29 protein-coding genes and 1 tRNA gene are annotated in these 26,669 nt (G+C 67.0%); 8 read left to right on the forward strand and 22 right to left on the reverse strand.

The genetic code is table 11. From position 1 onward, the window contains the following. Window positions 1-34: 34 nt before the first annotated feature. Both NGB94_RS04585 and NGB94_RS04590 read right to left on the reverse strand, forming a co-directional pair. Window positions 35-700 carry an MOSC domain-containing protein gene (locus NGB94_RS04585; protein ID WP_325789362.1) on the reverse strand — a complete coding sequence of 222 codons (666 nt, stop codon included), beginning with the start codon at window positions 698-700 and terminating at the stop codon, window positions 35-37. Between the two features lie 10 nt (window positions 701-710). After that, window positions 711-1,997, reverse strand: a complete 1,287-nt coding sequence (locus NGB94_RS04590) for a glycosyltransferase 87 family protein (RefSeq protein WP_325789364.1) — start codon at window positions 1,995-1,997, stop codon at window positions 711-713. A 243-nt stretch (window positions 1,998-2,240) separates the two neighbouring features. Between NGB94_RS04590 and NGB94_RS04595 the strand changes: the two genes are divergently transcribed. Then, a complete protein-coding gene (locus tag NGB94_RS04595; RefSeq protein ID WP_325789366.1) occupies window positions 2,241-2,657 on the forward strand; it encodes a hypothetical protein in 417 nt (138 codons plus the stop codon). Window positions 2,658-2,678: 21 nt separating this feature from the next. On the opposite strand, the gene NGB94_RS04600 is transcribed toward NGB94_RS04595, so the two are convergent. Further along, on the reverse strand, window positions 2,679-3,827 hold the full coding sequence (locus tag NGB94_RS04600) for a cystathionine gamma-synthase (RefSeq protein WP_325789368.1): 1,149 nt from the start codon (window positions 3,825-3,827) through the stop codon (window positions 2,679-2,681). A gap of 57 nt (window positions 3,828-3,884) precedes the next feature. Continuing rightward, window positions 3,885-5,255 carry a cystathionine beta-synthase gene (locus NGB94_RS04605; RefSeq protein ID WP_325789369.1) on the reverse strand — a complete coding sequence of 457 codons (1,371 nt, stop codon included), beginning with the start codon at window positions 5,253-5,255 and terminating at the stop codon, window positions 3,885-3,887. A 123-nt stretch (window positions 5,256-5,378) separates the two neighbouring features. Between NGB94_RS04605 and NGB94_RS04610 the strand changes: the two genes are divergently transcribed. Next, window positions 5,379-6,332: a 3-methyladenine DNA glycosylase gene (locus tag NGB94_RS04610; protein ID WP_325789370.1), complete on the forward strand. Its 954-nt coding sequence runs from the start codon at window positions 5,379-5,381 to the stop codon at window positions 6,330-6,332. 38 nt (window positions 6,333-6,370) lie between these two features. Further along, entirely contained in the window at window positions 6,371-6,649 is a 279-nt protein-coding gene (locus tag NGB94_RS04615; RefSeq protein ID WP_325789371.1) for a putative quinol monooxygenase, read from the forward strand. Window positions 6,650-6,719: 70 nt separating this feature from the next. Here the strand turns inward: NGB94_RS04615 and amt are convergent, their stop codons facing one another. The 6 genes from amt to NGB94_RS04645 form a co-directional block, all read right to left on the reverse strand. Next, the gene (gene amt, locus NGB94_RS04620; protein WP_325789372.1) at window positions 6,720-8,306 is read right to left on the reverse strand and encodes an ammonium transporter; all 1,587 of its coding nucleotides are present in this window, start codon (window positions 8,304-8,306) and stop codon (window positions 6,720-6,722) included. 290 nt (window positions 8,307-8,596) lie between these two features. Continuing rightward, window positions 8,597-9,823: a formaldehyde dehydrogenase, glutathione-independent gene (fdhA, locus tag NGB94_RS04625; protein ID WP_325789373.1), complete on the reverse strand. Its 1,227-nt coding sequence runs from the start codon at window positions 9,821-9,823 to the stop codon at window positions 8,597-8,599. Between the two features lie 238 nt (window positions 9,824-10,061). Then, window positions 10,062-10,460: a thioredoxin gene (trxA, locus tag NGB94_RS04630; protein ID WP_325789374.1), complete on the reverse strand. Its 399-nt coding sequence runs from the start codon at window positions 10,458-10,460 to the stop codon at window positions 10,062-10,064. 66 nt (window positions 10,461-10,526) lie between these two features. Beyond that, window positions 10,527-10,973 carry a MarR family winged helix-turn-helix transcriptional regulator gene (locus tag NGB94_RS04635; protein ID WP_325789375.1) on the reverse strand — a complete coding sequence of 149 codons (447 nt, stop codon included), beginning with the start codon at window positions 10,971-10,973 and terminating at the stop codon, window positions 10,527-10,529. Window positions 10,974-11,136: 163 nt separating this feature from the next. After that, window positions 11,137-11,218: transfer RNA gene (locus tag NGB94_RS04640), tRNA-Tyr, on the reverse strand. 91 nt (window positions 11,219-11,309) lie between these two features. Next, window positions 11,310-11,681, reverse strand: coding sequence for a hypothetical protein (locus NGB94_RS04645; protein WP_325789377.1), 372 nt, complete (start codon window positions 11,679-11,681; stop codon window positions 11,310-11,312). Window positions 11,682-11,929: 248 nt separating this feature from the next. Here NGB94_RS04645 and NGB94_RS04650 point away from each other — a divergent pair, with 248 nt between their 5' ends. After that, the gene (locus NGB94_RS04650) at window positions 11,930-12,421 is read left to right on the forward strand and encodes a YajQ family cyclic di-GMP-binding protein (protein ID WP_055239270.1); all 492 of its coding nucleotides are present in this window, start codon (window positions 11,930-11,932) and stop codon (window positions 12,419-12,421) included. 96 nt (window positions 12,422-12,517) lie between these two features. On the opposite strand, the gene NGB94_RS04655 is transcribed toward NGB94_RS04650, so the two are convergent. The 3 genes from NGB94_RS04655 to NGB94_RS04665 form a co-directional block, all read right to left on the reverse strand. Next, window positions 12,518-13,201: a histidine phosphatase family protein gene (locus NGB94_RS04655; protein ID WP_325789378.1), complete on the reverse strand. Its 684-nt coding sequence runs from the start codon at window positions 13,199-13,201 to the stop codon at window positions 12,518-12,520. A gap of 33 nt (window positions 13,202-13,234) precedes the next feature. Beyond that, complete coding sequence (gene htpX, locus NGB94_RS04660) at window positions 13,235-14,107, reverse strand: zinc metalloprotease HtpX (protein ID WP_325789379.1); 873 nt, start codon at window positions 14,105-14,107, stop codon at window positions 13,235-13,237. A 139-nt stretch (window positions 14,108-14,246) separates the two neighbouring features. After that, window positions 14,247-15,518, reverse strand: coding sequence for an MFS transporter (locus NGB94_RS04665; protein WP_325789381.1), 1,272 nt, complete (start codon window positions 15,516-15,518; stop codon window positions 14,247-14,249). 138 nt (window positions 15,519-15,656) lie between these two features. Here NGB94_RS04665 and NGB94_RS04670 point away from each other — a divergent pair, with 138 nt between their 5' ends. Further along, window positions 15,657-16,400, forward strand: a complete 744-nt coding sequence (locus NGB94_RS04670; protein ID WP_325789382.1) for an MBL fold metallo-hydrolase — start codon at window positions 15,657-15,659, stop codon at window positions 16,398-16,400. Here the strand turns inward: NGB94_RS04670 and NGB94_RS04675 are convergent. Both NGB94_RS04675 and NGB94_RS04680 read right to left on the reverse strand, forming a co-directional pair. After that, window positions 16,397-17,137: an alpha/beta hydrolase gene (locus NGB94_RS04675; protein WP_325789383.1), complete on the reverse strand. Its 741-nt coding sequence runs from the start codon at window positions 17,135-17,137 to the stop codon at window positions 16,397-16,399. The two genes, NGB94_RS04670 and NGB94_RS04675, sit on opposite strands and share 4 nt — an antisense overlap. After that, window positions 17,134-17,892 carry an alpha/beta hydrolase gene (locus NGB94_RS04680; RefSeq protein WP_325789384.1) on the reverse strand — a complete coding sequence of 253 codons (759 nt, stop codon included), beginning with the start codon at window positions 17,890-17,892 and terminating at the stop codon, window positions 17,134-17,136. The genes NGB94_RS04675 and NGB94_RS04680 overlap by 4 nt, the downstream gene beginning before the upstream one ends. 109 nt (window positions 17,893-18,001) lie before the next feature. Between NGB94_RS04680 and NGB94_RS04685 the strand changes: the two genes are divergently transcribed. Both NGB94_RS04685 and NGB94_RS04690 read left to right on the forward strand, forming a co-directional pair. Beyond that, window positions 18,002-18,469, forward strand: a complete 468-nt coding sequence (locus NGB94_RS04685) for a Fur family transcriptional regulator (protein ID WP_325789386.1) — start codon at window positions 18,002-18,004, stop codon at window positions 18,467-18,469. A gap of 43 nt (window positions 18,470-18,512) precedes the next feature. Further along, window positions 18,513-20,003 carry a catalase gene (locus NGB94_RS04690; RefSeq protein ID WP_325789388.1) on the forward strand — a complete coding sequence of 497 codons (1,491 nt, stop codon included), beginning with the start codon at window positions 18,513-18,515 and terminating at the stop codon, window positions 20,001-20,003. Between the two features lie 168 nt (window positions 20,004-20,171). On the opposite strand, the gene NGB94_RS04695 is transcribed toward NGB94_RS04690, so the two are convergent. The 6 genes from NGB94_RS04695 to NGB94_RS04720 are packed head-to-tail and all read right to left on the reverse strand — an operon-like array spanning window position 20,172 to window position 25,323. Further along, window positions 20,172-21,059, reverse strand: a complete 888-nt coding sequence (locus tag NGB94_RS04695; RefSeq protein ID WP_325789389.1) for a prenyltransferase — start codon at window positions 21,057-21,059, stop codon at window positions 20,172-20,174. Continuing rightward, window positions 21,056-21,394, reverse strand: coding sequence for a lycopene cyclase domain-containing protein (locus NGB94_RS04700; protein WP_325789391.1), 339 nt, complete (start codon window positions 21,392-21,394; stop codon window positions 21,056-21,058). Before NGB94_RS04700 ends, NGB94_RS04695 begins: the two co-directional genes overlap by 4 nt. Further along, a complete protein-coding gene (locus NGB94_RS04705) occupies window positions 21,391-21,741 on the reverse strand; it encodes a lycopene cyclase domain-containing protein (RefSeq protein ID WP_325789393.1) in 351 nt (116 codons plus the stop codon). The genes NGB94_RS04700 and NGB94_RS04705 overlap by 4 nt, the downstream gene beginning before the upstream one ends. Then, a complete protein-coding gene (crtI, locus tag NGB94_RS04710) occupies window positions 21,741-23,351 on the reverse strand; it encodes a phytoene desaturase family protein (protein ID WP_325789394.1) in 1,611 nt (536 codons plus the stop codon). Before crtI ends, NGB94_RS04705 begins: the two co-directional genes overlap by 1 nt. Next, window positions 23,348-24,268 carry a phytoene/squalene synthase family protein gene (locus NGB94_RS04715; RefSeq protein WP_325789396.1) on the reverse strand — a complete coding sequence of 307 codons (921 nt, stop codon included), beginning with the start codon at window positions 24,266-24,268 and terminating at the stop codon, window positions 23,348-23,350. The genes crtI and NGB94_RS04715 overlap by 4 nt, the downstream gene beginning before the upstream one ends. Before the next feature lie 2 nt (window positions 24,269-24,270). Continuing rightward, window positions 24,271-25,323 (reverse strand): polyprenyl synthetase family protein, encoded by a 1,053-nt coding sequence (locus tag NGB94_RS04720; RefSeq protein ID WP_325789398.1) that lies wholly within the window; start codon window positions 25,321-25,323, stop codon window positions 24,271-24,273. Window positions 25,324-25,373: 50 nt separating this feature from the next. On the opposite strand from NGB94_RS04720, the gene idi reads away from it, so the two are divergent. Continuing rightward, a complete protein-coding gene (gene idi / locus NGB94_RS04725) occupies window positions 25,374-25,904 on the forward strand; it encodes an isopentenyl-diphosphate Delta-isomerase (protein ID WP_325789400.1) in 531 nt (176 codons plus the stop codon). On the opposite strand, the gene NGB94_RS04730 is transcribed toward idi, so the two are convergent. Further along, the gene (locus tag NGB94_RS04730; protein WP_325789402.1) at window positions 25,852-26,637 is read right to left on the reverse strand and encodes a glycosyltransferase family 2 protein; all 786 of its coding nucleotides are present in this window, start codon (window positions 26,635-26,637) and stop codon (window positions 25,852-25,854) included. The genes idi and NGB94_RS04730 overlap by 53 nt on opposite strands. Window positions 26,638-26,669 lie beyond the last annotated feature (32 nt).

Raw genomic sequence — 26,669 nt, forward strand, 5'->3', positions numbered from 1 at the left:
CCGCCGCTTATCGCCGTGAGGTCCGGCACATGGCCTATACGGCGCCCGGCACCGCATCCTGCCCCACGGGCTGCCGGCGGAGCACTTTGCGGATCTCCGGAGACAGGTACATTCCCGAGGAACCGGCTTCTGACAAGCGGGAATGTTGTTCCGGGGAGAGCCCGCCGAACACATCGGCAACGCTGACGCCGTGCTCCGGCCGGGAGATGAGCTCCACGCTGTCTCCGGCCTGGATCGAACCCCGGGAAACGACGCGCAGGTAGGTTCCCAGCCGTCCGGCCGCGGCGAACCGGGCCACCCACCGGGGCTGGCCCATGTACTGCGCGAAGTTGCGGCAGGGCGTGCGTGGGCAGGTCACTTCGAGCACCACGTCCGCGCCGATCCGCCACTGCTCCCCCACCACTGCATGGGATGCGTCGATGCCGGCCACCCGCAGGTTCTCACCGAACCGGCCCGGCTGCACCGGCTCACCCAGTTCCGCCGCCCAGTAATCAGCATCTTCCTGGGAGTAGGCGTAGACGGCCTTTGATTCGCCGCCGTGGTGCCGGCGGTCTGCCTGCACGTCGCCGGTGAGTCCCAGGGCGTAGACCTTGACGGGTCCGTCAACGGCCCGCTTGTCGATCGCGCTCACGCCAACGGCGTCGGAGGTGGGCCGCAGCGCGTGCACACGGCAGATAGCCAGGAGGGATCCGGAAGTCATGGGCAACAGTCTAGGTGCGCGGAACCTGGATCGGCCGGGAAACCGGTGCGGCGCGCCACCAGCGGCGGGGCCTGCCGGGCCACAGCAGCACGAGGAACCAGACGAACATGCCGGCACCGCAGAAGACTCCTGCGCTGGCGGCCATCAGCCACAGCTCCGGAGTCTGGGAGTCCAGGTTCCGGGCGCCCAGGAGCCCGCCTATGCCCTTGGGTGTGAGGTAGAAGGAAACGGCCGTTGCGGCGAGCAGGATCCAGCCGGTGATGCGCATGGCCCGCCGCTCCCGCGGCAGCGCCAGGACTGCTGCCCCGACGAGCGGCAGGCAGACCGCCACCCAGACCCAGTGGTGCGACCAGGAAACCGGTGAGGCAAGGAGCATCAGCAGCGCTGCGGCGGCAAGCGCCAGCAGGTCGGCCCCCGCCAGTGTGGCAAGCCGGATGACGACGGCGGCGGCGCCCGCAGCGGCCAGGCACAGCAGGAGCCACGGAACGGTGACATCCGCCTCCGGGCCGGCAAAATGCAGCAGCGCGCCGCGGAACGAGAGGTTGTCCACGTAGGCTCCCCCGCCAACACGTGAGGTGTCCGGGAGCAGTTCGCCCCAGTAGATCTTGGACTCCCGGGGCAGGATCAGGAATCCCAGCCCGAAGGTGGCCAGGAAACCAAACGCCATGTTCCTCAGCCCCCGCCAGTCACCGCGCACCAGGAAATAGAACGCGAACGCCAGCGGCGTCAGTTTGAGCCCGGCAGCCACTCCGGTGAGCAGGCCCCGCGGCCACTGCTCGCTGCGGTTCAGGAAGTCGATCATCACCAGGGCGAAGAGGATGATGTTGATCTGGCCCAGGGCAAGGGTGTCCCGCCACGGGCCGAGAGCTGCCGTCAGCCCGAACGCCGTGATGGCCGCCGGACGGAGCCAAAACCCCTTGAACACTGCCCTGATGCTGCCCGCGCCGCTGAAGTGGGCCACCAGCCACAGCGCGGTCAGGGCCGTCAGGGCAAGGGAGATGCCGAAGAAAATGTTGAAGCCGATGACGTCCCCGAAAGGCGCCAGGACGGCGAACACCAGTCCGGCTGCGGGCGGGTAGGTGAACATCAGCGACGGGTTCGGAGGGTTGGGGATGCCAACGGAATAGAGTTCGCCGCTGGCCTTCAGCACAGTCTGTCCGCCGGCCACGTAGACCCGGAAGTCGATGCCGTCCCGCGGTGCGAGGAGCAGGGCAAGAGCCAGCAGTCCGGCGCAGACCGCGGCCGCGCCGAGCATCAGTGCCGCTCCCGCGGCCTGTGAACGCAGTCCCTGGGCCATCTGCTTCCCTCCTGCGCCGCCGCCGTTCGGCGAGCGGGCGAGCGAGCCACACTCTACCCGCCTGCCTTCGCCAAGTGGCGGCGGACGGGGTTTTTGACACCGATCTGCCCGCATTCGGGAAAAGCGCTGCTCCTGAGGCGGCTCAGCTCCGGCAGCCTGCCGCCCGGTGCCGCTACCGTAGTCAGTGAACGGGATACCTGCACAGCCTGCTGCGGCACAGGATCCCCGATAAGGAGAACCAGGTTGAGCAAGACACATCCACTGACGCCAATGCCGGGAACGATGCGGCTGGCTGCTGCTGCCTGGCTGGTGGCCGCCGTCGTCCTGATCCTGGCCGGCGCGTCTTTCCTGTTTACGGCACAGACCCAGCGCCAGGATTCCCAGGGCCTGCTGACGCTGGGCATCCTCGGCATTGCCCTGGGCGCCCTCACTGCCTTCTACGCACTGCGGCTTCGCCGCGGCAGGCGCAGCAGCCGGGAAACCCTGACCACCCTGGGGCTGATCGCCGGCGTTCCGCTGCTGTTCCGCGGCCCCTCGCTCATGGCGCTGGGTGCACTCCTGCTCGCCTGCGCCGTGCTGCTCTGGCTGCCCCAGAGCACCCGCTTCTACGGCCAGACGGACCCCAAGGTCCGGCGGCGCCGCCTCACGGGGCGCCGCTGAACCTTCGGACTGCTTCGGGGTCTAGAGCTGCTTCAGCGCCTGGTCCAGGTCCGCGATGAGGTCCTCAAGGTCCTCGATGCCGACTGAAAGCCGCAGCAGGTTCTCCGGAACGGCCAGCTCGGTGCCCTTCACGGAAGCGTGCGTCATTTCCGACGGGTAGTTCATCAGGGACTCGACTCCGCCCAGGGACTCGGCCAGAGTAAAGACCTTCGTGGACTCGGCAACCTTGCGGGCGGCGGCTTCCCCGCCCTTGAAGCTGACCGAGACCATGCCGCCGAAGTCCTTCATCTGGGCTTTGGCCAGGTCATGCCCGGGATGGTCTTCCAGCCCCGGATACAGCACGGACTCGACGGCGGGCTGCTCCCGCAGCCAGCGGGCAACCGCCATGGCGTTGGAGGAGTGCCGGTCCATGCGAACCCCCAGGGTCTTCAGGCCCCGCGTGGTCAGCCAGGCTTCCATCGGGGCGGACACGGCACCCGCGGCGTACTGGATGAACCCGATCTTTTCCGCAGCGCTGTCGTCGTTCAGGATCACTGCGCCGCCCACGGCGTCGGAGTGGCCGCCGATGTACTTGGTGGTCGAATGCACCACGATGTCCGCGCCGAAGGCCAGCGGCTGCTGCAGGTACGGGGACGCGAAGGTGTTGTCCACTACCAGGAGGGCACCGGCGTCGTGTGCTGCCTTCGCCACGGCGGAGATGTCGGAGATCTTCATCATCGGGTTCGACGGCGTCTCAAGCCACACGATCTTGGTGTTCCCGGCCGCAATGGCAGCTTCCAGGGCAGCGGCGTCGGACATGTCCACGGCGGCGTTGGTGATGCCCCAGGCGGAGAGCACCCGGTTGATGAGCCGGTAGGTTCCGCCGTAGGCGTCGTTGCCCAGGACAATGTGGTCCCCGGGTGCCAGCAGTGCACGGATCAGGGCGTCTTCGGCTGCCAGGCCGGAGCTGAAGGAGAACGCGTGGCGTCCGCCTTCCAGTGCGGCGAGCTGGAGCTGCAGTGAATCCCGTGTGGGGTTGGTGCCCCGTCCGTATTCGTAGCCGTTGCGCAGCCCGCCGATTCCGTCCTGGGCATAGGTGGTGCTCTGGTACAGCGGCGGGATCACTGCGCCGGTGGTCGGGTCCGGGGTCTGCCCGGCGTGAATGGCGCGGGTATTGAAGCCTTCAGTCATGGTTTTTCCTCCTGTGCCGGCGGCGCGGCGGTCGGGATTGGACTCTGCGGACGGCGCCTAGGCGCTGAGGTAGGAGAGCAGGTCGCGGCGGGTGAGGATGCCGTGCCAGGTTCCGCCGGAGGCGACCAGCAGGGCGTCGGCGTCAGCCAGGCGTTCCATGGCGGCAGAGACCGGTTCCCCGGCTCCAATCTGCGGCAGCTTGGCAGAGAGGTGGTCGCTGACGGGGTCGCCGGGCTTGGCTTCGCCGCGGAAGAGCTTTTCGGTCAGCGAGCGCTCGTCCACTGAACCGTGGACTTCGCCCAGTACGGCGGGCGGTTCGTGCGAGAGGACCGGAAGGCTGCTGCCGTGCCGGCCCAGCAGTTCAACGGCCTCCAGCACGGTGGCGGTCTTGGGCACGTACGGTGCTGCCTCGCTGCCCCGGGCTGCCAGCACGTCCGCCACGGTGGCATCCTGGCCGGTCTCGTCCAGGAACCCGTGGGATTTCATCCAGCCGTCGTTGAAGATCTTGCCAATGTAGCCGCGGCCGCTGTCCGGCAGCAGGACCACCATGACGTCGTCGGGGCCCAGGTCCTTGGCGGCGCGCAGCGCGGCCACCACGGCCATGCCGGAGGAACCGCCCACCAGCAGGCCTTCCTCACGGGCCAGGCGGCGGGTCATGGCGAAGGACTCGGCATCGTTGACGGCAATGACCTCATCGGGAACCGAGGGGTCGTAGTTGCCGGGCCACATGTCCTCGCCGACGCCTTCGACGAAGTACGGGCGTCCGGTGCCGCCGGAGTACACCGATCCGTCCGGGTCAGCGGCGATGATCTTCACCGGGCCGGAGTCGCGGTCCGCGGAGACTTCCTTCAGGTAGCGGCCGGTGCCGGTGATGGTTCCGCCGGTGCCTGCGCCGGCCACGAAATGGGTGAGCCTGCCGTCGGTGTCCTTCCAGATCTCGGGACCGGTGGACTCGTAGTGGCTGGCCGGGGCGGCCGGGTTGGAGAACTGGTCAGGCTTGTAGGCGCCGTCGATTTCCCGCACCAGGCGGTCGGAGACACCGTAGTAGGACTCGGGGCTTTCGGGTGCGACGGCGGTGGGGGTCACTACTACCTCGGCGCCGTAGGCGCGCAGCACATCACGCTTTTCCACGCCCACCTTGTCCGGGGTGACGAAGATGCAGTTGTAGCCCTTCTGCTGGGCTACCAGGGCCAGGCCGACGCCGGTGTTGCCGCTGGTCGGTTCAACCACTGTTCCGCCCGGGCGGAGTTTGCCCTCCGCCTCGGCCGCTTCAATCATTTTCACGGCGATGCGGTCCTTGATGGATCCGCCGGGATTGAGGTACTCCAGCTTCACCAGCACCGTGGCTTCGATGCCTTCGGTGACGTGGTGGAGTTTCACCAGCGGGGTGTTGCCGATCAGGTCCAGGACAGTGTTGGCATACTTCATGGGCACCACGTTACTGGCTGCACCGCGCAGGAACAGGCCGGGCTGAACACGGCGTAGCAAACTTGCCTACGGCCGCCGTGGTTTTGGGACAGAAGTTCACACCGGACGTGCGAGCATGGTGACATGTCTTCCGGTTCGGCCTCCAGTCGCGGTGAGTTCGAATTCTCCCGCCCGCTGGAGCTCGCCCGCACCCTGAGAACCGTGGCGCACGGATCCGCCGATCCCTCGGTACGGATCCTCCCTGCCGGCGCCTGGCTGGCTTTCCGTACCGGCTCCGGGCCGGCCACCCTGTTCCTTACCCAGCATGCCGGTGCCCTGCGTTCCCCGGCGCGGGTGTCCGCCCAGGCCTGGGGTCCCGGCGCCGCGGAGGCCGTGGCCTCTGTTCCGGCACTGCTCGGCGAACACGACGACTGGTCGTCCTTCGACGAGCCGGGCTTCCTGGCGACCCTGCCGGCGGCGCTGCGGGAAGCCCGGCGGCGCCATCCCGGACTGCGGCTGCCCAGTACCGGAAGGATGCTGCAGACACTGGTGCCGGTAGTGCTGGGACAGAAGGTCACGCAGATGGAAGCCGTGCATGCCTGGCGCTACCTGGTCCAGCGCTTCGGTGAGCCTGCTCCGGGGCCGGTGCCCCCGGGGCTGATGCTTCCCCCTGATGCCGCCGGCTGGCGGAGGGTACCCAGCTGGGAATGGCACCGCGCCGGTGTTGATTCGCACCGTTCCCGGACCATCCTGCGTGCCTGTGCGTCGGCGTCGGGCGTGGAACGGCTGGCCGGACTGCCCGCCGGGGAGGCCAGCGCCAAGCTGCAGTCCCTGCCCGGGATCGGGCCCTGGAGTGCTGCGGAAACGCTGCAGCGCACGCACGGCTCCCCCGACCTCGTTGCCGTTGGGGACTTCCACCTGGCCGCGGAGGTGGGCGCCGCGCTCACCGGTAAGCGGACTGACGACGCCGGCATGCTGCTTCTCCTCGAGCCCTGGCGCGGACACCGCCAGCGGGTGGTGCGCCTGATCGGACTGACGGGTTTCCGCAAGCAGGCCTGGGGGCCGCGGCTGGCTCCCCAGGACCACCGCCGTCACTGATCTCCGCCCCGCCATCCGGTTCGCCTACAGTTGGGTAAATGAGCGCACCCGTAGACCTGACAGCCGTATTCGTTCCCAACCCCGGAGAGTTCTTCCGCGTGAAGCTGGCCCTGGAGATCGCGATCGAGCAGGTCCAGGCGGAGCCCGGCTGCCTGCGGTATGAAATCACCGAGGAGTCCGAGGACCGGATTGTCCTGACCGAGCAGTGGGCCTCCGAGGAAGACCTCGCCCGGCATTCCCGCGGCACCGCAAAGCAGGACCTGGATGAATCCCTCAGCGCCCTGCTGGCAGAACCCGTGGCACTGCACCGCGGCTAGTCCCCTGCAAAACTGTTCCCGGGCCGCCAGTGTGCGGCCCGGGAAGAGTTAAGGGTCACGGCGCCGGCCGCTACGGACTGATTTCCACCCGGTGGATCGATTCCGGTTCAGCGCCGAAGCGCCGGAGGACAGCTGCGACTGCCTCTTCGTGCTCGTCGTCGACAGCTGCGTACACCCGCATCCGGTCTTCGAAGTCCAGCTGCCGTACGTCCGAGCGGAAGACCTCGGTGTGGACCCGGCCGGTGTAGACCGTGGTCTCCATCAGTTCAATGGACCGGGCGCCGGCCATCAGCAGTGCATCGCGCAGCCCGTCGATCCGGTCGGTGTTGACGATTGCACTGATCACGTGCCGGGGCCCGCCCGCCTGAGCGGCTTCGGCTTCCGGCGTATCCGCACCGCGGCCGCTGGTAGTCGGATGGGCGGTGACCCCGCTGAGGGAGTAGGCCGCCTGGCCCTGCTGCACCTTGTCCAGTGAATCCTGTTCAGGTCCCGGCTCGCGCAGGCCGATGGTCCGGCTGATGATGGCCGCTGCCAGCCAGCTGATCACGAAGGAGAACACCACCACGCAGACGATCGCCACGATCTGGTGCCAGAGCAGGATCCCGCCGCCGCCCGCGAACAGGCCGTCGGCGCTGACCGGGTTCACTCTGCTGTCCGCGAAGAAGCCCAGCATGAAGGACCCAATGAGGCCGCCGACGAAGTGCACAGCGATCACGTCCAGAGCGTCGTCGTAGCGCAGCAGGTGCTTGAGCCGGACGGCGAAGCAGCAGACGCAGCCGGCGATCAGCCCAATGAGGAGCGCGGAGCCGGTGTTGACGAATCCGGCGCACGGGGTAATCGTGGCCAGGCCCGCTACGGCTCCGGACACTGCCCCAACCAGCGTGGAGTGTCCGCTGGTGAGGCGTTCAACCAGCAGCCACGTGAGTATGGCGGCTCCGCCGGCCACGTGGGTGTTGATCAGGGCCTGGGCTGCGATGTCGTTGGCCTGCAGCCCGTCTCCGGCGTTGAACCCGAACCAGCCGAACCACAGGATGCCCGCCCCGACCAGCATCAGCGGCAGGTTGTTGGGCGAGGTCTTCAGCCGCGGCCAGCCCCGGCGGCGTCCGACTACCAGGAGCACGGCTACGGCCGCTGCGCCGGCGGACGCATGGACCACCAGCCCGCCGGCCCAGTCCTGCGCGCCGAGCTGGGCGAGCCACCCCTTGGGATGCCAGAGCCAGCGTGCCACCTGGGGGTAGACCAGGATCGAAAAGGCAACCAGGAACACGGTCCAGCCGGCAAACTTCAGCCGTCCGGCTGTTGCACCGGTGAGCAGGGCCGGCGTGATGATGGCGAACATCATCTGGTAGGCCACGAAGGCCAGGGCAGGGATGGTCACGCCCGCAGCGACGGTGTGGAACTGGGGGGTGTCCACATCGAGCAGCGCGAACGCGTCGAACTCGCCCAGGACGGAATTCCCCTGGTTGCTGAATGCCAGGGTGTAGCCCACCAGAACCCAGGTCAGGGTAATGATGCCCAGCGGAATGATGTTCTGCATCATCATGGTCAGGACGTTCCGCACGGGAACCATCCCGCCGTAGAAGAGGGCCAGTCCCGGCGTCATGAACAGCACCAGTCCGGCGCAGACCAGGACCCAGGCGGTATCCGCCCCGTTCACTGGAGGGCTCCGGCCCGGTGGGGATCCCTGGCCCAGGACGGCGGGGACGTGCCCCGGTCCAGGGCCGGCAAAGCATCCCGGCGTTTGAGGAGTTCGCGCATGTTGTCCCCGCTTCCAACTCGTGTCCCGCATGAGTGGTGCCGCCGGAGGTCCATGACACTGGAGGGGTATCTCCGGCCCGTCGAGTCTAGCGAGGCGGGTTCTGCGGGCGGAAGGTGCGGGCGCGCAAAGGGCCGCCGGGGAAAGCAAATCGTGCTGATGCCGTCCCGGCGGCCCGTCGCGGAAGGTCCCTAGTTGGCGTTGGCGCCGGTGACCCCGTGCGGATCGATGACGTACTTCTTTGCGGCACCGGAATCGAACTCCCGGTAGGCCTCGGGCGCATCGTCGAGCCGGATCGCGGTGGCGTTCACTGCCTTCGCGATCTGCACCCGGTCATTGAGGATGGCCATCATCAGGTCACGGTTGTACTTCATCACCGGACACTGGCCGGTGGTGAAAGACAGGGACTTTGCCCAGCCGGTCCCCAGGCTGAGGGACAGCGAGCCGACCTTCGCTGCCTCGTCCACGCCTCCGGGGTCGCCGGTGACGTAGAGCCCGGGGATGCCCAGCGCTCCGCCGGCTGCAGTGATGTCCATCAGTGAATTCAGGACCGTTGCCGGCGCTTCGTGCCCGGCCCCGTGTCCATGGCCGCGGGCTTCGAAGCCCACCGCGTCAACACCGCAGTCAACTTCCGGAACTCCCAGGATCTGCTCGATCTGGTCCCTGGGGTCGCCCTTGGAGACGTCTACGGTTTCGCAGCCGAAGCTGCGTGCCTGTGCCAGCCGGTCCTCGTTGAGGTCACCGACTATGACGACGGCGGCGCCCAGCAGCTGCGCTCCCGCCGCTGCCGCCAGCCCCACCGGGCCAGCGCCCGCGATGTAGACCGTGGAGCCGGTGCGGACGCCCGCGGTGACGGCCCCGTGGTAGCCGGTGGGGAAGATGTCGGAGAGCATGGTCAGGTCCATGATCTTCTCCATCGCCTGGTCTGAATCCGGGAACTTCAGCAGGTTCCAGTCTGCGTAGGGCACCAGTGCGTATTCCGCCTGGCCGCCCACCCAGCCGCCCATGTCCACGTATCCGTAGGCGCTGCCGGGACGGTCCGGGTTCACGTTGAGGCAGATCCCGGTCTTGCGTTCCTTGCAGTTGCGGCAGCGGCCGCAGGAAATGTTGAAGGGCACGGAGACAACGTCCCCTACCTTGATGAACTCCACATCCGGACCGGTTTCAACCACCTCGCCGGTGATCTCGTGGCCCAAGATCAGGTTGGGCGGCGCCGTGGTGCGTCCCCGGACCATGTGCTGGTCGGAGCCGCAGATGTTGGTGGTCAGGACCTTGAGGATGGCCGCGTGGGGCAGCTTCCGGCCCACGTTTGCCGGGTTCACACCCGGGCCGTCCTTCAGCTCGAAGGTCGGGTAGTCGATGTCCTGGACTTCCACAACACCGGGTTCGATATAAGCAACTGCTCGATTACCGCTCATTGGTATTCCTCGCCTTTAACCTTGGTCGTCTTTGACTGGTTTCCCCGGCGGGCGGGCAGCCGGCGGCCGCACAGCTCCCCCCGGGTGTCCGAGCCTACAACCGGAAAGTGCCCGCGGCTAGGGAAGATATGTGCGGTCCAGGAAGTCTTCGCGGGCGCTGCCCAGGGCGTTAAAGCGCAGCAGGGAGCTCCTCCATAGCCGGAGGAGCTCCCTGCGTGTCTGCGCTGTGGGGGGGGTGTTAGCTGGCCTGGCCGTCCTGGCCTGCGGCAGCCTGGCCCTGTTCCTGGGCGGCGATCTGCTCGTGGACCGCCTTCATGTCCAGACCCTTGACCGCCTCGACCAGTTCGCTGAACTGGTTCGCATTGAGGGCGCCGGGCTGGGAGAACACCAGCACCTTCTCACGGAAAGCCATCAGGGTGGGGATGGAGGTGATGCCGGCGGCGGCGGCAAGGCCCTGCTCTGCCTCGGTGTCCACCTTCGCGAAGGTGATGTCCTCGTGCTGCTGCGAGACGGCGTCGTAAACCGGTGCGAACTGCTTGCACGGGCCGCACCAGTCCGCCCAGAAGTCAACGAACACAATGTCGTTGTCCTCAATGGTTTCGGGGAACGTTGCCTCGGTGATGTCGATAGTTGCCATACCAGCCACGCTATCGCCCATGGCGGACGATGTCTGCAATTGTTCGCTCTGCGGTGAAGAACGGATTCAGCTGATGGTAGAGAATCCCATGTTCGTCACCTTGGCAATCACGGGCAGGGCCTGACGGAGTTTTTCGCGTTCCCCCGAGCCCAGCTGGCCCAGAAGGTCCGAGAGCAGCGACTCCCGCCGCTCCGTTTCAACGGCGAGTTTGCGCCGCCCGTCAGGCGTCAGGCTGACCCGTACCCCGCGGGAATCCTCCGGATCCGGACTGCGGCGCACCAGCCCGGCATGCTCGAGGCGGATGATCTGCTCCGTGGCACTTGGCACTTTGACGCCCAGGTTCCTGGCGATGTCCGAGACGCGCATTCCGTCCCCGGCAACCATCCGCAGGGTTCCCAGCTGATTGGAGGTGATTCCGAACTCCGTATCCATATGGCGCACCAGGAAGACGGCCTCGCGCAGCGCTTCCCGGAAATCTTCGGCAAGCCGGTCCAGAGCCAGGTCCTCTTTCATGCTTAGAAACACTAGACGCCCTAGTCACTTAGTTCTTGGGGGCGTGCCCATATCGGGCACTTTTGTGCCGAGATTTTGGCTGCGGGCCACGTTCGGCGGCCCCGGGACGTGCGGAAACAAAAAAACATCCCCGGTCCTCAGACCGGGGATGCTCTCTCTTCGGTGGCAGATGAGGGATTCGAACCCCCGTAGGCATTGCCAGCTGATTTACAGTCAGCCCCCTTTGGCCGCTCGGGTAATCTGCCGAAGGCCTTCTTGCGAAGACTTTGTCCGCGGTAACCGCGGGCAAGACAACTTTACAGAACATTCGTCCAAGAATCGAATCGGCCCCCGGGCCTACAGCCCGCGGGCAATCCGGGCGCTGATCTGCGCGTAGAAATGTTCCGCCTGGGCAGCTGTCACGCTGCCCCAGGCGACGGCATTGGCCAGGTCCCGGCGGACGCCCGCGAGCCGTTCCGAGCTGTCCGGGGCAGCGGCGGCCTGAACCGGACGCAGGGCGGCGGCCGCCTCGTCCTCGGCGGGATAGGAGAAGGAAGCCTCCTGCGGCTCCCGCGCCTGTGCTGATACCGCACCCACCCCTGTCACCGAGACTGCTGCAAGCATGGAGGACGCTGCCGCACGCCGCAGCAGGATCCCGGCGGACCGCCGCGGCAATGCGGCAGGCACCTGGGCTGCTGCCCCGGGCGGAAGCGGCATTCCGGACTGCACCGGGGTCCCTTCCCTAGCTCTGGCCGGAGCCCCGTCCCGGGCCCGTGCCGGCTCGGCTGTACGCGGAGGTTCCTTTGGATCAGTGGGGTGCGTGCTCATGTTCCCCACCCTTTCCCAGCAAGATGGGAGGACCGTCCGCTCCCGCTGGATACTTGCTGTGAGCGCCCGCGGCTGCCCTCCGGCGGCGCCCACCTATTAGGCTGGTGCACAGGACAAGTCCGTTTACCCACGCACCAAAGGAGCGCATTATGGCCAGCGAGTCATCATTCGACGTCGTCAGCAAGATCGATAAGCAGGAAGTCGCCAACGCCCTGAACCAGGCGCAGAAGGAAATCGCGCAGCGCTACGACTTCAAGGGCGTAGGCGCCGAGGTCGATTTCAGCGGCGAAAAGATCCTGATGAAGGCCAACTCCGAGGAACGCGTCAAGGCCGTACTGGACGTCTTCCAGTCCAAGCTGGTCAAGCGCGGCATCTCGCTGAAGTCCCTCGATGACGGCGAGCCCTATGCCTCCGGCAAGGAGTACCGCATCGAGGCCTCCATGAAGGAAGGCATTGCCCAGGACCAGGCCAAGAAGATCAACAAGATGATCCGCGACGAAGGCCCCAAGGGCGTTAAGTCACAGATCCAGGGCGATGAGCTGCGCGTCAGCTCCAAGTCCCGCGACGACCTGCAGGCCACCATGGCCATGCTGAAGGGCGCAGACCTGGACGTCGATCTGCAGTTCATCAACTTCCGCTAGGCGTTCGCCCTCCGGCGTACGGGCAGCGAAACGAACGACGGCGGTGCTCCCCTCCCAGGGGGGAGCACCGCCGTCGTAGTTTTGCCTGCCTTGCCGCTAGGGCGCCAGCTCAACGTCCTCGGCTGCCGGTCCGTCGGTGTCCGGATCTTCCAGGGCAGAACCGCCAACCGCTTCTCCCTGCCAGGTAAGCAGCTCCCAGGCATGCCCGTGGGCCTCGGGACGCGGCCTGGATTCAAGCACCACGATCCCGGTGTTGCTCAGCGTGTTGTGGACAATGAAATCCGGTCCCACGTTGCGGGCGCGGGCGGTGGCCCAGGCCCGGATGATCGCTCCGTGGCTGAAGATCACCGGTGTCTGCTGCCCGGAGCGCTGCAGCTCGGTCACCACCTCGTCGAAGCGGCCCAGGGTCTCCTCGCCGTCCGGCCCGCCCGGCATGGCCAGCGAGAGGTCGCCCTGCACCCAGGCATAAACGGTGCGCAGGTACGCCTGGATGGATTCGCTGTCACCGCGCATTTCCAGGTTCCCCGCGGAGATCTCCCGCAGCCCGTCCCGCACCTCGATCGGCTGGGCCAGCGCATCGGCCAGCGGCGTGGCAGTGAGCTGCGTGCGGACCAGGTTCGAGGCATAGACTCCGCTGATCTGTTCATGTCCCAGGGCCTGCGGCAGGGCGGCCGCCTGGGCCAGGCCCAGTTCGGTCAGCCCGGGCCCGGGGGCACCGGTATCCAGCAGCCGTTCAATGTTCGACGGTGTCTGGCCGTGGCGGACGAGGATCAGCCGCATCTGTGCTCACTCTCTGTTTCGAGGCCGCTGCGCTTAGGAACCGAGCGGGCGTCCCGCCATGTTTTCGAGGCGGCGGATCCGGTCGGCCATCGGCGGGTGGGTGGCCAGCAGGCCGCGCACACCGTTGCGGAACGGGTTGGCGATCATCAGGTGGGAAGTGTTGACCAGCTTCTGGTCCGTGTTGGGCAGCGGCGCCTGCTGCGTACCGGATTCAAGCTTCCGCAGCGCCGAAGCCAGCGCCAGCGGATCATCCGTCAGGGTGGCGCCGTCCTCATCGGCGTCGTACTCCCGGGTGCGGCCAATGGCCATCTGGATCAGCGAGGCTGCCAGCGGGGCGAGGATGGCCATGGCGATCATGGCCAGCGGATTCTGGTTGCGGCGGTCACCGCCGCCGAAGAAGAGCAGGAACTGTCCAAGTGAGGTGATGACGCCGGCTATCGCAGCTGCCACCGAGGAGGTGAGGATGTCCCGGTTGTAGACGTGCATGAGCTCATGTCCCAGCACTCCGCGCAGCTCGCGTTCATTGAGCAGCTGCAGGATGCCCTGGGTGCAGCACACCGCGGCGTTCTCCGGGTTGCGGCCCGTGGCGAACGCGTTCGGCGCCATGGTCGGCGAGATGTAGAGGCGGGGCATCGGCTTGTTGGCCTTGGCAGAGAGTTCGCGGACAATCCGGTACATTTCCGGGGCCTGCGCCTCCGTTACCGGCACGGCATGCATGGCACGGATGGCCAGCTTGTCGCTGTTCCAGTAGCTGTAGGCAGTGGTGGCAAGCCCGATCAGAAGGAAGATCCAGATGAACGAGGAATTCCCCGTGCCGCTGGAAAGCAGGCCGCCGATGCCCAGCAGCACGGCGAAGAGCACTCCAAAGAGGAGGGCGGTCTTCAAACCGTTGAAATGTCGGTGCACGTGTACACGATCCTTCCTGGGCGGAAGGCCCAGCCCTCCCACCAGGAGCGCAGGTCCAAAACCTTCCGCAGTACTTTTCGTAAGCCTTAACGTATCCGGGACCCGCACTGTTCCGCGCCTGCCGGGCCGGTGGCGCAGCTCACGGCGCCGGATGCCGGGCATCGTAGCGGGCAAAGCCCGGCTGAAGCCGGGACAGGAGCAGGACGGCGGCGACGCAGGCCAGGCCTCCGGCAACTGCGGCCCAGCCTTCGCCGAGGAAGGACGCATCGACGCCGGCAACCAGGTCACCGAGGCGCGGACCGCCGGCCACCACCACCACGAAAACGCCCTGCAGCCGGCCGCGCATCGCATCCGGTGTCGCTGCCTGAAGAATCGTGGAGCGGAAGACGCCGCTGATCGAGTCGGCAATTCCGGCAGCTCCCATGGCCAGCGCGGCCGGAAGGAGCCACGGTGAGACACCGCCGCCGTCGTGCTCTCCGGCCAGGACCACCACAATCCCAAAGGCCGAAACGGACAGCCCCCAGGCGACCACCGCCCACATCACAGCCAGGCCCTGCCGCCGCACCAGACCCAGCGGACCCGAGAACAGGCCGGCCAGGAACGAGCCGGCAGCGGTGGCAGCCAGCAGGATCCCGACCGTTTCCGCGCCGCCGCCAAGCATCAGGGCACCAATGGCGGGCAGCAGTGCCCGCGGCTGGGCCAGCACCATGGCGGCGAGGTCGACGATGAAGGTCATGCGGATGTTGGGACGGGTGCCCAGGAAGGTGAATCCCTCCAGCACGGATTTCAGGCCGGCTTTCTGCACCTGCCCGATGGGCGGCATGGGATCCAGGCGGTACAGCGCCCACATCGCCGCAGTGAAGGTGACGACGTCGATCGTGTAGGTCCAGCCGTAGCCGACCTGCCCCACCAGCACGCCCGCCAGCAGCGGACCCGCTGCCATGGCGATGCCGAAGGTGATCATGCTCAGCGCATTGGCGGCGGGCAGCAGTTCCGGGCGGACCAGGCGCGGAATAATCGCGCTGCGGGCCGGATGGTTCAGTCCCCCGGCGCCGGCGTTGACGGCCACCAGCGCGAAGAGCAGCCACACGTTTTCCAGGCCGAGCCAGGCCTGGACCGCAATGCCGATGGTAGTCAGCCACAGGACGGCGGCAGAGAACAACGCCACCTTCCGCCGGTCATAGGCATCCACCACCGAGCCCCCGTAAAGGCCGGCCAGGACCAGCGGCACCAGTCCCACCACACCCAGCATGCCGACGTAAAGGCTGGATTCGGTGAGCTCGTAGACCTCCAGGCTCACGGCCACAAGCGTCAGCTGCGTGCCGACGGCGGAGAGCGCGGTTCCGGTCCAGAGCCGGCGGAAATCCCGGCTTTCACGCAGCGGGGTAAGGTCAGCTAGCAGTCTGGGCACCAGAGCAGTCTAGGCGAGCGCGTCCGGCTGTCCCGGCGCCGCGCTCCGTACGCCGCGGCCCACCATCCCCGGCGGGGCAAAGCATGCTTACCATATTGCCCTGACCGTCCGTCCAGGACGCCCGTACCAGGAGGATCCATGCTGACCCGCAACGTTGCCGACGGTATCCACTTGATTGAGCACGCCTACACCAACGCCTACCTGGTTGAGGGCGACGGTGAAGTGCTGATCGTCGACTCCGGGCTGCCGGCCGCCCAGCACGAGATTTCCTCGGCTGTCCGCTCACTGGGATACGGGCCGGGTTCGGTCAGCGCGATTGTCCTGACCCACGGGCACTTTGACCACGTGGGCACCGCCGCAAAGCTGCGCACCGAATTTCGTGCCCCGGTCCTCGCCCACCCTGCGGACCACTACATTGCAGCGCACCCCTACCGTTACGGCCACGAACGGCCCCGGTTCCAGTATCCGTTCCGGTTCCCGGGCTCGCTGCGCCAGCTTGGCGCCATGACGATGGCCGGGGCCCTGCTGGTCCGCGGCGTGGCAGATGTCCACGACCTGGATGCAGCGGCCGCGGCCGGACTGCCCGGAGCGCCGGTGGCGATACCCACGCCGGGGCATACTGCCGGGCACACCGCCCTGCATTTCCCGGACCGCGGAGCCCTTATCGCCGGGGATGCCCTGGTGACGCTGAACCCGTACACCGGAGGACGGGGCCCGCAGATTGTCTCCGGCGCAGCAACAGCAGACAGCGCTGCGGCCCTTGCCTCGCTGCAGGCGCTGGCGGACACCGGGGCCGGGACAGTGCTCACCGGCCACGGCGACCCGTGGACCTCCGGTGTCCAGTCGGCCGTGGAGCAGGCACTGGCCAAGGGGCCGAGCTAGGGTTTCCCTTCCTGCAGTTCGCGTACCACCAGGCGGTGCAGCTCAGGATCGCCCAGCGGGCGGAAATGTCCCATCGATTCGAGCTGGATATTCCGGGCGCCGTCGAGCCCGCTGCCTCCCGGAATATGCGGGTCGAACGCTGCGTAAACCGATGTGATCCGGGTGTTCGCCTCGAGGCTGGCCTGGAGGCTGCGCAGCAGCGCATTGCGCGGCGAGAAGGCGCGGATGGACGGGATCAGGAAGTACCGGGCATACGGGGAACCGGAGAACGGCGTATTGACCGCGACCATGCGGCGGATGCGGTTCCCCTCGGCACCCAGCAGGACCTGTTTGCCGATCAGTCCGCCCTTGCTGTGAGCCACTATTGCCGCATCCTCAAGTCCGGCGGACACCAGATAGGACTCGACCCGGCGGGCCATCTCATCGATCCTGCCGCGGTTGTAGCCCAGGGTCTTCACGGTGTGGACCGGGTGTCCCTCCGCGGCCAGGGCCGCGGCCAGCGGACGCAGCAGCTGCCAGTCCTCATAGACTCCGGGAATCAGCACCACCGGTTCGCGGAGCGCCGTCCCCTGGGCCGGCTGCAGGTAACCGGAGGGATCCTCCCGGCACACAAACCCCTGCACCTGCCACCGCGCTACGTAGGCATAGTCCGCTGCCCACGCGGCGGCGAGCCGCAGCCGATGTCCCAGCCGGTGTCCCAGCCGGTGCGCCGGGTGGGGCAGACGGGGGCCGCTCACTGCACGCCCTTCCGGAGTTTACGCACCCACTCTGCGGTTTGGCCGGCGTGCGTCCACATCAGCACATGCGGGGCAGCGGGAATTTCGCCGAGAGCGACGCCGCTCCGGGCAGCTTCCAGCCGCAGCAGCCAGGAGCGGGGCACAATCGGGTCCGTGCTGCCGCTGATCACCGCCACCGGGCATTCCACCAGGGCGAGGCGTTCTTCCATCCGGTGGTCCATCATCCGGCGCAGGGTGCCCAGGTACCAGCGCGGGCCGGCACGCAGATAGTCCGTAAAGACGATCCGGTTCACTGCAGCGCTTTCGCGCAGTGTGTCCTGGGCCAGCCGGAATGCCTGGGCGGCGATGCTCCGTTCAGCCTGGTTCACGGTTGGGGCCAGGAGCAGGAGGGACGCGGCGAGGTCCGGATCCGCCAGTGCTGCTTCCACCACCACCTGGCACCCCATCGAGTGGCCCGCCAGCAGGGCGTCTTCGACCCCCGCCTGGCGCAGGGCAGCGGCGACGGCGGAGCCGTACCCGGCCATGGTCGGGGCCTCCCGCGGACGCTCCATTCCGGCATGCCCGGGCAGCTCCACCAGATGAACGCTGCAGTCCCGGGCGAGCTCAGCCGCCAGCCGCTCAAAGTAGCGCGAGGAGGCACCGATTCCGTGGACGAGGACCACATCCGGCCCCGGCGTTCCCGACGAGCGCAGCCCCACTTCCGCCTCCCCCACGCGCACGCGGCGCACCGGGGACCGTGCTGCTGTTGCGGACACTGTTGCCTCCTGATTCGCGGCAGTGCTCACGGCCGCAACCCCAGCCTAAGCCGAAGCACTTAGGCGGACCTTATTATGAATAAATCACAATAACCGGTACGGTAGTCGCATGACTTCCACAGCAGCCTCCGCGGCAACCACTGACAAGTGGTCAGCGCAGCTGCGTGCACACGGACGCCGGGTCACCAAGCAGCGCCTGGCCGTGCTGGACGCCGTCGACCATTCACCGCACGCAGGTGCGGATGAGGTCGCAGCTATTGTGCGGGCCACCCTTCCGGACATCAGCCTCCAGTCCGTCTACGTCGTCCTCACGGACCTCACGGAAACGGGCATGCTGCGCCGGATCGAGCCGCCGCACTCCCCCGCACTCTATGAGACCCGCGTTGATGACAACCACCACCACGCGATGTGCACCGGCTGCGGACGCATCGAGGACGTTGACTGCGCTGTCGGACACGCACCGTGCCTGACCCCCAGCAACACCCACGGCATGACCATCCAGATTGCCGATGTGCTGTACCAGGGGCTCTGCGCAGACTGCGCGGCCAAGCCGGACACTCCCGGCAAGACTTCCTGACCCTCGGCTTAAACACTCCACCCAAAAAGAAGAAAGAGAGAGAATGTCGAACTTCACCACCACCCAGACCGGCACTCCGGTTGCCAGCGACGCACACTCGCTGTCCCACGGAGCTGACGGCGCGGTTGTACTCCACGACCGTTACCTGGTTGAGAAGCTGGCCCAGTTCAACCGGGAGCGCATCCCGGAGCGCATCGTGCACGCCAAGGGCGGCGGCGCATTCGGCGAATTCACCGTCACTGAAGACGTGTCCATGTACACCCGTGCCGCTGTTTTCCAGCCCGGCACCACCACCGAAACCATTCAGCGGTTCTCCTCCGTTGCCGGAGAAATGGGCTCCCCCGACACCTGGCGCGACGTCCGCGGTTTCGCACTGCGTTTCTACAGCTCCGAGGGCAACTACGACATCGTCGGCAACAACACCCCGGTGTTCTTCATCCGCGACGGCATCAAGTTCCCGGACTTCATCCACTCGCAGAAGCGCCTTCCGGGTTCCGGCCTGCGTGACGCTGACATGCAGTGGGACTTCTGGACCAACTCCCCCGAGTCCGCACACCAGGTCACGTACCTGATGGGCGACCGCGGCATCCCTCGCTCCTGGCGCGAAATGCCCGGCTTCGGCTCGCACACCTACCAGTGGATCAACGCTGCCGGTGAGCGCTTCTGGGTGAAGTACCACTTCACCTCCAACCAGGGCAACCACGAGATCACCGGTGCAGAAGCAGAGCGCATCGCCGGCGCCGACGCCGACTACTACCGCCGCGACCTGTACGAGAACATTGCCGCCGGCAACTTCCCGTCCTGGGACCTGCACGTTCAGGTCATGCCGTACGACGACGCCAAGAACTACCGGTTCAACCCGTTCGACCTGACCAAGGTCTGGCCGCACGCTGACTACCCGCTGATCAAGGTGGGTACCCACACCCTGAACCGCAACCCGGAGAACTTCTTCGCCCAGATCGAGCAGGTGGCACTCTCCCCCGCCAACCTGGTCCCGGGCATTGCAGCCTCCCCGGACAAGATGCTGATGGCCCGCATCTTCTCCTACCCGGATGCCCAGCGCTACCGCGTTGGCACCAACTACAACCAGCTGCCGGTCAACGCACCGAAGGCTCCGGTTAACAACTACTCCCAGGACGGCTACGGCCGCTTCTCCTTCAACTCCCCGGAGACCCCGGTCTACGCCCCGAACACCCTGGGCGGCCCCGTGGCCGACCCGGCACTCGCAGGCGAAGGCACGTGGGAGAACGACGGCGCCCTGGTGCGTTCCGCCGCGACCCTGCACTCCGAGGACAGCGACTTCGGCCAGGCCGGCACGCTGTACCGCGAGGTGTTCGACGACGCCGCCAAGGCCCGTTTCCTGGAAACCATCACCGGTGCAGTCTCCGGTGTGCAGCGCCCGCACATCCGCGAAGCTGCCATCCAGTACTGGACCAACGTTGACGCCGACCTCGGCGCCAAGCTCCGTGCCAACCTCGCCAGCGGCGAGACCACGGCCAACGAGCAGGCTGAGTTCGTAGGCGTCGCAGAGTAATCTGCCCGCCCCAGCGGATAGCAAAAGGCGGCCGGTCCCTTCGGGAGCCGGCCGCTTTTTGCGTTCCCCGGCCCCTCCTCCACCATCGAAAGGCCAGTTACGGCTCGTTTCAGCCCTGAAAAGAGCCGTAACTGGCCTCTCGGGGGAGGGAGGGGCGAGGAGGAAGGGTTAGCGGGAAGGCCAGTACCAGATCAGCAGCATGGTCACGAGGAAACCGGTCAGGAAGTTCAGCTTCAGGAACCGCTTCCAGCCGGCATTGGCTTCCTCGGACCGCTCGTCCGTGATGCCCAGGAACGGCAGCAGGTTCAGCAGGTACGGCACTGCCAGCAGTGAGCCGAGCTGTGCCGGCCACGGAGTGAGCAGCATCAGCGCGCCGGCCGCGGCGTAGGCGGCGAAAGCCAGCCGCACCACGGCCTTGCCGCCCAGCACCGTGGCGATGGAGGACAGTCCGCCCTCCCGGTCCGGAACGATGTCCTGTACCGCTCCGAACGCCTGGCTGGCCATGCCCCAGAGGAAGAACGCGCCCAGGACCGCCCACAGACCGGGTGTGAACTGGGCACCGGCCAGCACCAATCCGTAGACGGCAGGGGACACGAAGTGTGTGCTTGAGGTGATCGAATCCAGGAAAGGCCGTTCCTTGAACCTCAGTCCCGGGGCGCTGTAGGCGATGACTGCGAAGACGCTCACGGCCAGCACCAGCCAGGACAGCGGGGAACCCATCAGCACCAGCACGACCAGGAACGGCACATTGGTGGCCATTGCAGCCCACAGCGTGATCCGGTGGAACCGGCGGTCCAGCAGGGCGCCCTCGACGCCGCCCTTGCGCGGGTTGCGCAGGTCGGATTCGTAGTCGAACACGTCGTTGATGCCGTACATCGCCAGGTTGTAGGGAATCAGGAAGTACAGCGTGCCGATCACCCACGCGGCGTCGATCCCGCCGGTGGTCAGCAGATACGCCGCGGCAAAGGGATAGGCAGTGTTGACCCAGGACAGCGGCCGGGAGGAGAGCAGCAGCATCCGCAGGGTACCGGCGTTGCGGGTGGCAGGGGCGCTCATTCGTTCTCCTCGGAAAGGGCGGCGGTACGCGGGGCCAGAAGTTCCCAAAGGGCCGGAAGCAGAAGGACCGCCGCCAGCGGATAGGCGAAGTCCTCCAGCGGAGCCAGGCCCAGGAAGGCACCGGAGATCCGGTCCGGGTTGTAGCCGAAGAGGTCCACGGCGATCATCAGGTTGTCAAAGACAGCGGTCAGCAGCAGCAGAACGGCAGCCGTGCCGGCCAGACGCAGGACAAAGGTCCGGTTACGCATGCCGGAACGACGGCGGCGCAGCAGCGCCGCGGCAAGCACGGCAGCCGCGGGGACCAGGAAGCAGAGGTTCAGCAGCCAGTAGGTCACCGCCGGACCGCCTCTCCGGACCGGTGCCGGCCGAAGTGGGCAGCCGCCGTTTTCAGCAGGCCGAACAGGACCATGGTCAGGTAGCAGAGGAAGGCCAGGAAGAAGGCTTCCTCCAGCGGCAGGTGGGGTGCCAGCTCGAGTCCGAGCATGAACCGGGTTTCGCCGCGGTAGAAAATGTCCAGGCCAATGCCAGAGAGGTCCCAGACCAGGAAGAACACCAGCCCGGTGACCAGCACGGCGGCTGCGCGCAGCGGTGCCCCTGAGAAAAAGAACAGCTTGAAGCGGTGGTCCAGCAGCATCATGCAGCCGATCGATGCGAGAAGGAACAGCAGGTACAAAGCGCCCATCAGCGGGCCTGGTCCGGCGCCCGGGGCGGCTCGGGCAGGGCTTCGGTGCTGGTGTCCCCGCGAAGCCGCTTCAGCACAAGTTCCGCGCTGATCAGGCACATGGGCAGACCGATGCCCGGCAGGGTGGATCCCCCGGCGTAGAGCAGGCCGTCCACCTTGCGGCTGGCATTCGCGCCGCGGAGGAAGGCGCTCTGCTTCAGCACGTGGGCCGGACCCAGCAGGGTTCCCCGCCACGAGTTGAAGTCCTTGCTGAAGTCGCCGGGCCCCACCGTCCGGCGGACGGTGATGCGTTCAGCCAGGTCCGGGATGCCGGCCCAGCCGGCAATCTGCCCGATCACCGTGTCCGCCATCGCTTCGAGCCGCGGATCACCGGCACCGTCCACCCCTCCGGTGCCCAGCGCCGGGTCCGAGGGAACGGGCACCAGTACAAAGAGGTTTTCCTGGCCAGCCGGGGCGGCGTCGTCATCCGTCGCAGAGGGCCGGCAGATGTACAGAGAGGCCGGATCCGGAACCGACGTGTGCTTCCCGAAGATCTTCTCGAAGTTCGCTTTCCAGTCCTTGGTGAACAGCAGCGTGTGGTGCGCCAGCTGGGGCAGCTCCCCCTTAACACCCAGGTGTAGCAGGATCCCGCCGGGACCCGGGATCCGGGACTCCCAGTATTTGGGCGGATAGGTCTGCAGCTGGGCCGGCAGCAGCTGGGTCTCAGTGTGGTGCAGGTCCGCGGCGGAAACCACCAGGTCTGCGTCGAGCGCCGCCGGCGTTCCGGCGGCGTCGCGGTATTCAACTCCGGTGGCCCGCGCCTTGCCCTTGCCGGTGCTCTCCGTGCGGATGGCGGTGACGTTGGCGTCCAGCTGGATCTTCACGCCCTGGGACTCCGCCAGTGATGCGATCACCGTAATCAGCCGGTGGAACCCGCCGCGCGGATAGAGCACGCCGTCGGACAGGTCCAGGCGGCTCATCAGGTGGTACATGCTCGGGGTCGTGAACGGAGAGGACCCCAGGAACACTGCCGGATAACCCAGGATCTGCCGGATTCGCGGGTCGGTGAACCGCTTCGCCACGAAGGAGCTCAGCGGCTGCAGCAGCAGCTTCGCCAGCCGCGGCCCGCGGGAAAGCACATCCGGACGCAGCAGCGGCAGGAAGGAGGCGAAGGTGCTGTAGAGGAAGCGCTTCTTGGCCATGTCATAGACTTCGGCCGCGGAGTCCAGGTATTTTTCCAGCCGGGCGCCGGCTCCGGGTTCCAGGGATTCGAACAGTTCCACGTTCTTCTCCCGGGTGGCCTGGACATCCACCGGCTCCTTCTCGCCTTCGAAGTACACCCGGTAGCCGGGATCAAGCTGGACCAGGTCCAGCTGTTCGGCGGCACTGGTACCGAGCATCCGGAAGAAGTGGTCGAACACCTCGGGCATCAGGTACCAGGAGGGCCCGGTGTCGAAGCGGAAGCCGTCCGTCTCCCAGTTCCCGGTGCGTCCGCCCGGTGTGCTGTTCTTTTCCAGGACGGTGACGTCCAGGCCCTCGCGGGCCAGCAGGCCAGCGGTGGCCAGGCCGGTAATGCCGCCGCCAATGACGACGGCGGTGCGGGGCCTGGGCTTGGTTTTTCCGGAGGTCATGGCGCCCTTTCGGCGTCGGGGGCGGAGAATGCCGGCGCGGAGGAGCGCCGCAGCCTGTGCCGGTAAACGGCATCGGCAGCGATCCTCAGCTTGACGGGATTGGGTACCCGGATCCTGGTGGTCCGGAGCCTGGAGGCCGGAGTACGGCGCAGCCTGCGGGCCAGTTCGGCGAACAGTTCCTGGGCAAGTGCGACGGCGGGGCGGCAGTCCCGGGGAAGTTCGGCGATGGCCGCGCCGGATACGAGAAGGTCTGCTTCGATGTCATCGAGCAGGCGGTGTTTGTCAGCCTCGGTGAAGGCGTCCACGGTCACGCCCGGGAAATAGCTGCGGCCAAGGGATTCGAAATCCTCGGCCAGGTCGCGGAGGAAGTTCACTTTCTGGAAGGCGGAACCCAGCCGCTGGGCACCTTCCCGCAGCCGCTTTTCCTGGTCGGCGGGAACGGTGTGCCCGTCCAGGAAACACTGCAGGCACATGAGGCCGATCACCTCGGCGGATCCGTAGACGTAGTCCTCGAAGCTGGCCTGGGTGTGTTCGGCCCGGGTGAGGTCCGCCCGCATGGACCGGAAAAACGGGCCGGTGAGGTCCGTGCCGATTCCGGTGCGCCGCGCAGTCAGTGCGAAGGCGTGCACCACCAGGTTCACGCTGTAGCCGGTGCGCAGGGCGCTGGCGGTTTCGGCCTCGAGCTCATCGAGCATCCGCCGGATGCCGGCGGGAGGAATCTCGGCCGCCGCGGCGACACCGTCCACGATCTCATCGGCCAGCCGCACCAGGGCGTAGATGGTTTCAATCTGGCGCCGGGTCCGGGGCGCCAGCAGCCGGGAGGCCAGTCCGAAGGACGTGGAATAGGCGCGGATCATGACCGCTGCCGTCTCCAGGGCCGCCTGGTTGTACAGCGGAAGTCCGGTTGCCTGCCCCACGGCTACCGGCCCCGGTTCACGGAGGAGGAGACGACGTCGTCCAGCACGGCAGCGAGGCCGGCCGGCACTTCGGCGCATTCAAGGTGGCTGCGGGCGCTGGCCGCATACTGGGCCGCGAGGTCCTGCGCGTACTGGCGGGCCCCGCAGTCCACCAGGATGCCGCGGGCACGGTCAGCGTCCCCCGGGCCCATGTCCGGCCGGCCGATGATCCCGGAAAGTTCGGCCCAGCACGGAGTCTGCGCGGCGTAGGCGATCAGCACGGTGCGCTTGCCCTCCCGGAGGTCTCCCATGCTGGATTTGCCCGTGGCGCTCTCATTCCCGAAAACGCCCAGCAGGTCATCCACCAGCTGGTACGCAATACCCGTGTCCCGTCCGAACCGGCCCAGGGCTGCGGCAACCTCGGTGCCGGCGCCGGCCAGGACCGCGCCCGCGCGCAGGGGGGCTTCGAATGAATAGACCGCAGTCTTCAGGCGCTCCATGTCCAGGATCTCCGCGACGGGCGGTGAACCTGCGGCGAAGGAGAAGTCGACGTCGATCAGCTCTCCTCCGGCTGAAGCGAAGACGGCCTCGTCGAGGATGCCGGCCAGGATTTCGCGGGTCAGCGGATCGGTGGAGACTGAGTCCAGCATCCGGAAAGCGCCGGTCAGGGCGAGGTCTCCGGCAATGATGCCGACGGACATGCCCCGGTGCCGGGCAACTTCGGCGGGTTCGCCCGCAGTTTCCGCCATCCGGCGGTACACCCCGGAAACGTTGTCCTGTCCGCGCCGGACAAAATCAAGGTCAATCACGTCATCGTGGACGATCAGCGCGGTGTGCAGCAGTTCAAACGCGGCACCCACCCGGGCGGCCGCTTCAAGATCGGTTCCCCCGAGGTGCGTGTAGGCCGTCATCACGATCTGCGGGCGCAGCCGCTTGCCTCCGACCGTGGATTTTTCGAGCGTCTCCCAGAGGCTAAGGTAGCTGGGACTGATCCGCTCGGCGCGTTCCTTGGCCGCGGTGAAGAACCCGTCCAGGACACGGTCCACCTGCTGATGGCCAATTCTCTCGTCAGGCAAGTGTTCTGTCTCCATGCATAAAGTAAACACGCTGATCGTTAGGGGAAGAAATGCCGCAACGCCGGGAAGAAGTCATTCTGGTCGATAAAGGGGGCCAAATGATAGGTACCGCGGACAAGATGACCGTGCATACCCGCGATACGCCGCTGCATCTGGCCTTCTCAACGCACGTCTACCATCCGGACGGACGCATCCTCGTGACACGCCGGGCGCTGTCAAAACTCACCTGGCCCGGAGTCTGGACCAATTCGTTCTGCGGCCATCCCGGCCCCGGTGAGGCCACCGAGGACGCCGTGGTGCGCCGGGCCGAGCGCGAGCTGGGACTGAAACTGAACAGCATCGCCGTCGCGCTTCCGGATTTCCGCTACCGCGCCGTGGATGCCTCGGGGATCGTGGAGAACGAAATCTGCCCCGTCTACACGGCGGTGGCCGAGGCGGATCCCGTGCCCGCAGCCGATGAGGTCATGGACTGGACGTGGGCCGATCCTGCCGCGCTGGTTGAATCCGTGCGCCTGACCCCGTGGGCTTTCAGCCCCTGGCTGGTGCTGCAGCTTCCCCTGCTGTACCCCGGAAACGCCTGACCCAGCGTTCCCAGGGCGGTACGGCCCGCCAGTGCACCGCGAGTGTATGGAAGGCGCGGCGGAACCTGCGGACCAGGTTCGCGCGGCCAATGACCGCCCGCGGGGCCATGCCCACCACCAGGCTCCGGTCCCAGCCGCAGCGGTAGCCAAGGACCAGGTGCGCGCTCAGGCAGACGTCGTCGTGCTGTTCGGCGTCCTCCCGGTGCACGTCCGGGCCAACCTCGCGCCACACATCCGCCCGCAGTGCCAGGTTGGACCCGAACAGCGGCCGGCGGGCCAGCGCCAGGGTCATTGCCTGGTAGTAGGAACCGAGGTAGGCGACGGAAAGGATCCGCCCAAGCCACGGAGCAAAGCCGTAGAACCGTCCGGGACCGCTGACGGCGGCCAACCCCGGATCGGCAGCGAAATGTTCAGCTAACTGCTTAATCCAGTGCGGCGGCAGGATGCAGTCCGCGTCGCATCTGGCAATGATGTCCGACGCCGCCGCGTCGTAGCCGGCGGCAGCCGCCGCCGGGATGCCCGGGCGGGGTTCGAAAACCACCCGGGCACCAAATTCGGCAGCCACCTGGGCGCTGTTGTCCGTGCTGTTGTTATCGACAACCACAATCTCCGCGGGCTGCACGCTTTGTTCAGCGAGCGAGGCCAGGCACCCGCGGAGGGCTTCGGCGTCATTGAGGCATGGAATCACGACGCTAACCGAGGGAAAACCGGAGGGCAGGGCAGGGGCTTGCATGCCAGTGATCCTACGTGCAATTCCGGTCTCCC

The organism is Arthrobacter koreensis (genome assembly GCF_035792275.1).
Lineage (GTDB): Bacteria > Actinomycetota > Actinomycetes > Actinomycetales > Micrococcaceae > Arthrobacter_B > Arthrobacter_B koreensis_A.

Bases quoted from the DNA above. Each gene is read 5' to 3' on its own strand.
- NGB94_RS04585 (WP_325789362.1), bottom strand. From the start codon at position 700: ATGACTTCCGGATCCCTCCTGGCTATCTGCCGTGTGCACGCGCTGCGG.
- NGB94_RS04590 (WP_325789364.1), bottom strand. From the start codon at position 1,997: ATGGCCCAGGGACTGCGTTCACAGGCCGCGGGAGCGGCACTGATGCTC.
- NGB94_RS04600 (WP_325789368.1), bottom strand. From the start codon at position 3,827: ATGACTGAAGGCTTCAATACCCGCGCCATTCACGCCGGGCAGACCCCG.
- NGB94_RS04605 (WP_325789369.1), bottom strand. From the start codon at position 5,255: ATGAAGTATGCCAACACTGTCCTGGACCTGATCGGCAACACCCCGCTG.
- NGB94_RS04610 (WP_325789370.1), top strand. From the start codon at position 5,379: ATGTCTTCCGGTTCGGCCTCCAGTCGCGGTGAGTTCGAATTCTCCCGC.
- NGB94_RS04615 (WP_325789371.1), top strand. From the start codon at position 6,371: ATGAGCGCACCCGTAGACCTGACAGCCGTATTCGTTCCCAACCCCGGA.
- fdhA (WP_325789373.1), bottom strand. From the start codon at position 9,823: ATGAGCGGTAATCGAGCAGTTGCTTATATCGAACCCGGTGTTGTGGAA.
- trxA (WP_325789374.1), bottom strand. From the start codon at position 10,460: ATGGCAACTATCGACATCACCGAGGCAACGTTCCCCGAAACCATTGAG.
- NGB94_RS04635 (WP_325789375.1), bottom strand. From the start codon at position 10,973: ATGAAAGAGGACCTGGCTCTGGACCGGCTTGCCGAAGATTTCCGGGAA.
- NGB94_RS04650 (WP_055239270.1), top strand. From the start codon at position 11,930: ATGGCCAGCGAGTCATCATTCGACGTCGTCAGCAAGATCGATAAGCAG.
- NGB94_RS04655 (WP_325789378.1), bottom strand. From the start codon at position 13,201: ATGCGGCTGATCCTCGTCCGCCACGGCCAGACACCGTCGAACATTGAA.
- NGB94_RS04670 (WP_325789382.1), top strand. From the start codon at position 15,657: ATGCTGACCCGCAACGTTGCCGACGGTATCCACTTGATTGAGCACGCC.
- NGB94_RS04685 (WP_325789386.1), top strand. From the start codon at position 18,002: ATGACTTCCACAGCAGCCTCCGCGGCAACCACTGACAAGTGGTCAGCG.
- NGB94_RS04690 (WP_325789388.1), top strand. From the start codon at position 18,513: ATGTCGAACTTCACCACCACCCAGACCGGCACTCCGGTTGCCAGCGAC.
- NGB94_RS04695 (WP_325789389.1), bottom strand. From the start codon at position 21,059: ATGAGCGCCCCTGCCACCCGCAACGCCGGTACCCTGCGGATGCTGCTG.
- NGB94_RS04705 (WP_325789393.1), bottom strand. From the start codon at position 21,741: ATGGGCGCTTTGTACCTGCTGTTCCTTCTCGCATCGATCGGCTGCATG.
- crtI (WP_325789394.1), bottom strand. From the start codon at position 23,351: ATGACCTCCGGAAAAACCAAGCCCAGGCCCCGCACCGCCGTCGTCATT.
- idi (WP_325789400.1), top strand. From the start codon at position 25,374: ATGCCGCAACGCCGGGAAGAAGTCATTCTGGTCGATAAAGGGGGCCAA.
- NGB94_RS04730 (WP_325789402.1), bottom strand. From the start codon at position 26,637: ATGCAAGCCCCTGCCCTGCCCTCCGGTTTTCCCTCGGTTAGCGTCGTG.